The sequence below is a fragment of the Nitrospirota bacterium genome (assembly GCA_004296885.1).
GTDB lineage: Bacteria > Nitrospirota > Nitrospiria > Nitrospirales > Nitrospiraceae > SYGV01.
Genome location: SCVN01000008.1, coordinates 255,663 through 261,787 on the forward strand (window position 1 = coordinate 255,663; position 6,125 = coordinate 261,787).

Below are 6,125 nucleotides of genomic sequence, written 5' to 3' on the forward strand. Positions count from 1 at the left end.
GCCCAGCGTCTAGCTGAGCCCCTTCCCCGTGGTCGTCATGGTGAGCTTGCCGTGCTTGACGCCTTTCGTCGCAATCAACCGGTCCGCGATCTTTCTGATCTCGCGCCCCTTGCCCCGCACCGCCAGCACTTCCAGACAGTGGGCATGATCCAGGTGCACATGCATGGCGGAGAGGATCAACCGCTGGTAATCGTGCTGAATGTCGGTGAGTTTCTCGGTCAGGTCGCGGACGTGGTGGTCGTAGACGAGCGTGATGGTGCCGACCGTGTCCTTGTTTTCGTCCCATTCCTGCCCGACCAGGTTGTCGCGGATCAGGTCCCGCAGCGCCTCCGACCGGGTCGCATAGTTCTTGCCGGCGATCAATCGGTCGAAGTCGTCCAGCAAATGATGGTCCAGCGACACCCCGAACCGCACGAGCTTCTTCATGGCAGACCTCTTTCGTGCTACGAAATATAAAAACGTGACACGACAGTAGCACCACCGGATCGGCGGCGTCAACGGCGAAAAAGACACGTGAGGGGGCTGGATTAGAAAGACTGCAGCGATAGCGGAAGAGCGCGGTTCCTACTCGCCTTGCCGGCCTAAATCACCGAATTTCGACCAGCGTGAGTCAACGAACGGTGCCTCCTCCAGCGCAAAGCTCGATTTCGTTACCTTCACAACAGCACAGCAAACCAAGCAACGAATGCGCTGATGACCGAAGCAACCGCAGAAACTAGAGCTACCACCCAAAGTTTGTGATCTCTAGCAGAACGCTCTGCCTCAATTAGACGACGCTGCAACTCGAAGTCCGAAGCCCTCGGCGGGCTACCGGAGGTACTATGCGCTCTTGGTTCACCGGTGATATCGATGCCCAGCTTTTGACATCGCCTTTCAAGTTCCTCTCCGGTTGGTAGTTTGCTCATTTTGTCCCTTTCGAAATCCAACCATTAAGAGTATCGCCGTTCCGATGATCGGCTGGAGGCAACGCGTGCGTCACATCGGCAAGAATATGGAACCTAGCGTTGTCGCATCGTGCCGCGACAAGTCGCTTACCCTTTGTCACCCGAGGCGCCCTATACTTCCTCCACGGGAAACATCCTGAGGAAATCCGCGAGGCGCACGATGGGAATGCCCTCGAACGCCTTCAAAGTGAGGAGATGATGATCGCCAGTTACCACCACGTCCGCCTGAGCCGCCGCAGCGCACTCGAGAATCCGATTGTCGGGGGCATCATCAAGAACAGACAGCCGCTGCGAGGGTCGAAGAATCTGCGCGGCTCGACTGATGATTTTCAAGGCCGCTTTGATGTCTTTCTCCGGTTGGTTGAACTTGACTCGGAGGACGCGCGCCGTTTCCGTGAGGATGGGGACTGACCCGTACAACGTGACGTGTCTCCGGCGAGCGAGCAGAAAGGCTTGCTCGCCTTTACTGCCCGGAATGAGCAAGGCTGAGATATATACATTCGTATCGAAGACCGCCTTCACTATCGATCCTCGAACACGATCCGCTCAATCTCCTTTTCCGTCAGCACGCCGACTGCGCGCGCACGCTTGGTCATTTTACGTTGCAGCTTGAAGAACTCTTCCTCTTCGCGCTCCGCCTTATAAGACTCGACCATCCGGCGAAACAATTCGCTCTTTGTCGTGCCTTCGCGATCCGCCAGCTTTTTATACTCTTCCGCCAGACCTGGACTGACTGAAAACCCCAGCACGGCCGTATTGCGCCCCATAACACACCCTCCGGTTCAACTGCGTTTAACTTTAGCATGACTCCAAAAGCACAGCAAGACATCCCATCCCTGCTCTCATCTTGCCTGCCTCGGGTGGAAGGGATGAGCGGCGAAGACCTGGCAGGCAGCCACGTTTTCATGATCCTCTGCCTCAAGGCTGGGGGCACCCACTGCGCGCATCCGTACTTCCACACTTGTTTCCACCCGTCGGATGGCCGCCCCCTATTCCCCTTCGAGCGGGACATATAAATAGGTGCTCTGGCGGTTGATGAGGAGGAGGGTCAGGTCCTTGGGCTTGATCGGCTGGACGGCCTTCTGGAAGGAGGCAAGGTCCGTGATGGGCTTGTGGTTGACCTCCATGATCAGGTCGCCCGACATGAGGCCGGCCCCTTCGGCCAGACTTCCCTCGTCCACCGTGGTCACGACGACCCCGGTGATCGAGCCGAACCCTAGCTGACGCCCGATGGCCGGGGTGATCTCGTCCACCATCAGCCCGCCGAACGGATGGCCGTCCGTGTCCGACTTGGCTTGCGGCGCGATGCGCTTCGTCCGTTCGCGGGGCGCTTCTTGAATCACCAACTCGACTTGCAGGGGCTTCCCCTCCCGGACGAGATCGAGCTTATGCTTGCTGCCGATCGCCGACACGGCGACCCAATTGCGGAGACGGCCCGAATCCAACACCTCCTTGCCGTCGAACCGCACCACCACGTCGCCCCGCTTCAGGCCGGCCTTCTCGGCGGACCCACGGGCGAAGACATCCGTCACGATCGCGCCCTTCACATCCGGCAGGCCGAAGAGCTTGCCCAGCTGAGGCAAGACATCCTGCGTGGTCGCCCCCAGAAACCCCCGCACCACCCGGCCAGTCTTCAGCAGGCTCTGCATCGCCGCCCGCGCCATGTTGCTGGGGATGGCGAAGCCGACGCCGACGCTGCCGCCCGTGACGCTGGCGATGGCCGTGTTGATCCCCACCAGCTCGCCTTTGACGTTGATCAAGGCCCCGCCTGAATTGCCCGGATTGATCGGGGCATCCACCTGGATGAAATCTTCATAGTCGGCCACGCCCACGTCCGCGCGCCCGACCGCGCTCACGATGCCGAAGGTCACGGTCTGGTTGAGCCCCATGGGATTGCCGATGGCCAGCACGAAATCGCCCGCCACCAACTGGCTGGAGTCGCCCCAGGCCACGGCGGGCAGGGCGGTGGCGTCGATCTTGACGACGGCCACGTCGGTCTTGGGATCGGTGGCGACCACGCGCCCCTTGAACTGACGCCGGTCCGCCAGCAACACCTCCACCTCGGTCGCTTCCGCCACCACATGGTTGTTCGTGATGATGTACCCGTCCTCGGACACGATCACGCCGGAGCCTTGGCCATACTGACGGTGGGGCGGCCCCTCCGGAAACAGGCCGAACGGCAGGCCTTCGTCGCTGAGAGCCTGATCGCGGACCAGCACGGTCGCCGCAATGTTGACGATGGCCGGCTTGACCTTCGAGGCCGCGATGCGAATTTGTGCTTGCAGATCGGATGATGTAGCTGAAGTCGGCACATCCCGCTTGGCCGCGACAGCCCAATCTGGACTGAGCAGCATCGGCCCGGCCAACAAGCAGGCCATCAGAACACGTGTCAGGACAGCGGTCATGGCGCCTCGATCGTTATTTCTTCTTGTCTGCATCCAGGATGCTGCGGATGATCGTGCGCAGGTTGTCCGGATCGATCGCCTCGACTTTGATGTTGCCGTCCAGCAACACGGTGGGCGTCTGCTGGACGTTCACCCGCTTGCCCCATTCCTTGCCCAATTCCAGCGTTTTGAACGGCTTGCCGCTGGCCAATCCCGCTTCGAACGCCGCGACGTCCAACCCGACTTCCTTGATCACCGCCTCGCGGATCGTCCCATACAGCAGGTCCACTTTATCTTTGTGGATCGTGCGGAACAGAACCCGCTTCATCTCGTTGCCCTTGCCCATTGTTTTGGCTTGCTCATACATTTCAAAGGGGATGGGCAGCTTGTTCGGCATGACCGGGAAGCCCACCATCGTCACTTCGAGACTTTTCCCGAATTCCTTTTCCAGGATCGGCACGGCTTCCTGCTCGAACCGGTGGCAGTGCGGACAGTAAAAGTCCGCAAACTCCGTCAGCTTGACCTTGCCCGGTTGATGGGTGGACGGTTCCTTGATCTCCTCGAATTTACCCTTCAGCGCCGCGGTGCCGGCCTGGGCGGGAGCCAGGGGCCCAAGGGTCAGCAGGGTTCCCAGAAGAAGCGCCACCAGTGTCGTCAGTCTCAGTACATGTCGCCGCATACCTCCGCTCCTTTCCCGATAAACGCCGGCACGAGGGACGTATTATAATCCAATCACCGGCTTTCTCACCTGCTTTGTTATAATATCCGGCATGTGGGTGTCGTTCCGCCTCCTGCTCCTTGTTCTCTCGGGATTCCTCGCCGGGTGCGCCGCCTCCGTCGTCCCGGCCTCACTCCAAATGCAGGTGGATCGGGCCCTTGCCTTTGCCCAATTGAAAGAATCGCCGGACTCCTACCGGGGCCGGCTGGTCCTCGTCGGCGGGGAAGTCCTGTCCGCCAAACGGCTGAAGGAGGGCACACGCATCGAGGTCTTGCAGATTCCGCTGGAAGATTCACAAGCGCCCGGCAGAGACCGCACCATCTCCGAAGGCCGGTTCCTGGCGATCCAGAAGGAGTTCCTGGACCCGGCTACCCTCCCGCCCGGCACACGCGTCACGATCGTCGGCGAAGTCACCGGCGCCGCCACCCTGCCGCTCGACGAAACGGACTATACTTACCCGACCTTGGACATCAAACACGTCAAGGTCTGGCCGCAGACCGACAGCCGGGCCTCCGTGCCTGGCTACTATTCGGCTCCTTATTGGCGCCCTGCCTATAGCCCCTGGTACCGTTCCCCCTACTGGCGATAAGCCACAACGCCTCGCCCGCCGGATCGGCGAACGAGGCGTCGGCATACATCACAACCGGCACGTCAGAAGCCCAGCGTCAGGCCGGCGTAGAAGGCCCGGCCGTAGCCGGCAAAGAAAGTTTGCTTGTTGGCGTCGGCAATGCTGTCCGCCACCGGCACCGCAGAACCCACATAGGTCTTGTTGAAGATGTTGTCGAGTTCGAAGTAGGGCTTTGCAAACCGCACGTAGCTGTTGTTCTGAAACTTGTACATGTCGTGCACGTTCAAGTTGAACAGCCAATAGGCCGGCGTAGCCAGCGTATTGTTGTTGTTGACGAAGAAGCTGTCCACCCAGCTCCCCTCGACCCATCCGCCGAAGCCGGAGGGGTGCTCGTAGGCCACCTTGGTGTTGAGCACGTTGTTTTCCACCCCCGGGACCGAGTGGCCGGCCTGGTTCAGGTACTGGAGTCCCTGGCCGGGCACGACGAGCCGGTCCTGGAACTTCACATACTTGCTGTCCATGTGCGTATAGGCCTGGGTGACGCGCCAGCCCTCCACCGGCAGCCAGGTCCAGCTCAACTCAACGCCCCGATACTGGGACTCAGGCGCGTTTTTCGAAACGCTGCCGGTCCCGCCCACCGGAGTCGTCACGGATTGGGTGATGATTTCGTTCTCGAAGAAGATCCAGAACCCGACCAATTGCATGGAGAACTTTTCGTGCAGCTTCCCTTCGCCGCCGACCTCGAAATTCTGGTTCCGCTGCGGCTTGAGGTCGAAGTTCGTGCCGGCCAGGCCGGTGGTGGGGTTGGTCAACAGTTGGGAGAAGGTCGGGATGCCATAGCCGGATGAGTACCGGGCCCAGACCCGCTGCTGGTCGTTCGGCCGATAGGTCAGCGACGCCTCCGGCGCGTAGTTGTTGAACTGCCGGTTGAGGCCGGGCGTGCTCGTGATCGTCGCGCCGGTATAGTTGTTCGCGTTGACGTAGACGGTCGAGCTTTCGAAGTTGAACCGGGCCGCCGCCGTCCACTTGGGCGCAAAGGTCCACTCCTCGCCGATCCTGGCGCCCATGTTGCGGACCAAGCCCCTGGAATTTTGCGCCAACGTCCCGCGCGAGCCCATATAGTTGTTCAAGTTGTTGAAGGTGTTCGCCTCCTGTTCCATGTAGTTGATGAAGTAGCCGACGGTGCTGCGCAGGGGCCCGCCCAGCAAGCTCGATTCATGGATCAGGTTGGTATAGTGCTTGAAGTTGGGATTGAGATTGTCGCTGATCTGCGCGAAGGTCTGGTTGATATCCTTGAGGTCGAAGTCGGCTTCCGTCTGGAGCGTCGTGTGCGCGTCCAGCTGCCGCTCATACATCCCGCCGACGATCGTCCGGCGATCCCGGCGTCCCTGATCCAGCGAGTTGGCCGTCTGGGGCGAAATGGCCGTGCCGCCGCCGGCCTGCCGGGAATTCGCCTGGAACTGTCCGACCGTCAATCGGAGGGGCACCCTGGCCCAGACGTCGTTGTTGAT

7 protein-coding genes are annotated in these 6,125 nt (G+C 60.6%); 1 reads left to right on the forward strand and 6 read right to left on the reverse strand.

The genetic code is table 11. The annotated features are described in order from the left end of the window. Positions 1–9: 9 nt before the first annotated feature. The 5 genes from nikR to EPO61_06370 all read right to left on the reverse strand — a co-directional run bounded on the left by nikR (position 10) and on the right by EPO61_06370 (position 4,007). Positions 10–426 carry a nickel-responsive transcriptional regulator NikR gene (gene nikR / locus EPO61_06350; protein TAJ09674.1) on the reverse strand — a complete coding sequence of 139 codons (417 nt, stop codon included), beginning with the start codon at positions 424–426 and terminating at the stop codon, positions 10–12. 629 nt (positions 427–1,055) lie between these two features. Further along, positions 1,056–1,469 (reverse strand): putative toxin-antitoxin system toxin component, PIN family, encoded by a 414-nt coding sequence (locus EPO61_06355; protein TAJ09675.1) that lies wholly within the window; start codon positions 1,467–1,469, stop codon positions 1,056–1,058. Further along, a complete protein-coding gene (locus tag EPO61_06360) occupies positions 1,466–1,711 on the reverse strand; it encodes a ribbon-helix-helix protein, CopG family (GenBank protein ID TAJ09676.1) in 246 nt (81 codons plus the stop codon). The genes EPO61_06355 and EPO61_06360 overlap by 4 nt, the downstream gene beginning before the upstream one ends. 222 nt (positions 1,712–1,933) lie before the next feature. Continuing rightward, entirely contained in the window at positions 1,934–3,382 is a 1,449-nt protein-coding gene (locus tag EPO61_06365) for a Do family serine endopeptidase (GenBank protein ID TAJ09677.1), read from the reverse strand. After that, entirely contained in the window at positions 3,363–4,007 is a 645-nt protein-coding gene (locus EPO61_06370) for a disulfide bond formation protein DsbA (protein TAJ09678.1), read from the reverse strand. The genes EPO61_06365 and EPO61_06370 overlap by 20 nt, the downstream gene beginning before the upstream one ends. A gap of 91 nt (positions 4,008–4,098) precedes the next feature. On the opposite strand from EPO61_06370, the gene EPO61_06375 reads away from it, so the two are divergent. Then, positions 4,099–4,635: a hypothetical protein gene (locus EPO61_06375; GenBank protein TAJ09679.1), complete on the forward strand. Its 537-nt coding sequence runs from the start codon at positions 4,099–4,101 to the stop codon at positions 4,633–4,635. 62 nt (positions 4,636–4,697) lie between these two features. On the opposite strand, the gene EPO61_06380 is transcribed toward EPO61_06375, so the two are convergent. After that, complete coding sequence (locus tag EPO61_06380; GenBank protein TAJ09680.1) at positions 4,698–6,101, reverse strand: hypothetical protein; 1,404 nt, start codon at positions 6,099–6,101, stop codon at positions 4,698–4,700. Positions 6,102–6,125: the final 24 nt, after the last annotated feature.

Coding starts and splice junctions, on each gene's coding strand:
- nikR (TAJ09674.1), bottom strand. CDS start 426: ATGAAGAAGCTCGTGCGGTTCGGGGTGTCGCTGGACCATCATTTGCTG.
- EPO61_06360 (TAJ09676.1), bottom strand. CDS start 1,711: ATGGGGCGCAATACGGCCGTGCTGGGGTTTTCAGTCAGTCCAGGTCTG.
- EPO61_06365 (TAJ09677.1), bottom strand. CDS start 3,382: ATGCAGACAAGAAGAAATAACGATCGAGGCGCCATGACCGCTGTCCTG.
- EPO61_06370 (TAJ09678.1), bottom strand. CDS start 4,007: ATGCGGCGACATGTACTGAGACTGACGACACTGGTGGCGCTTCTTCTG.
- EPO61_06375 (TAJ09679.1), top strand. CDS start 4,099: ATGTGGGTGTCGTTCCGCCTCCTGCTCCTTGTTCTCTCGGGATTCCTC.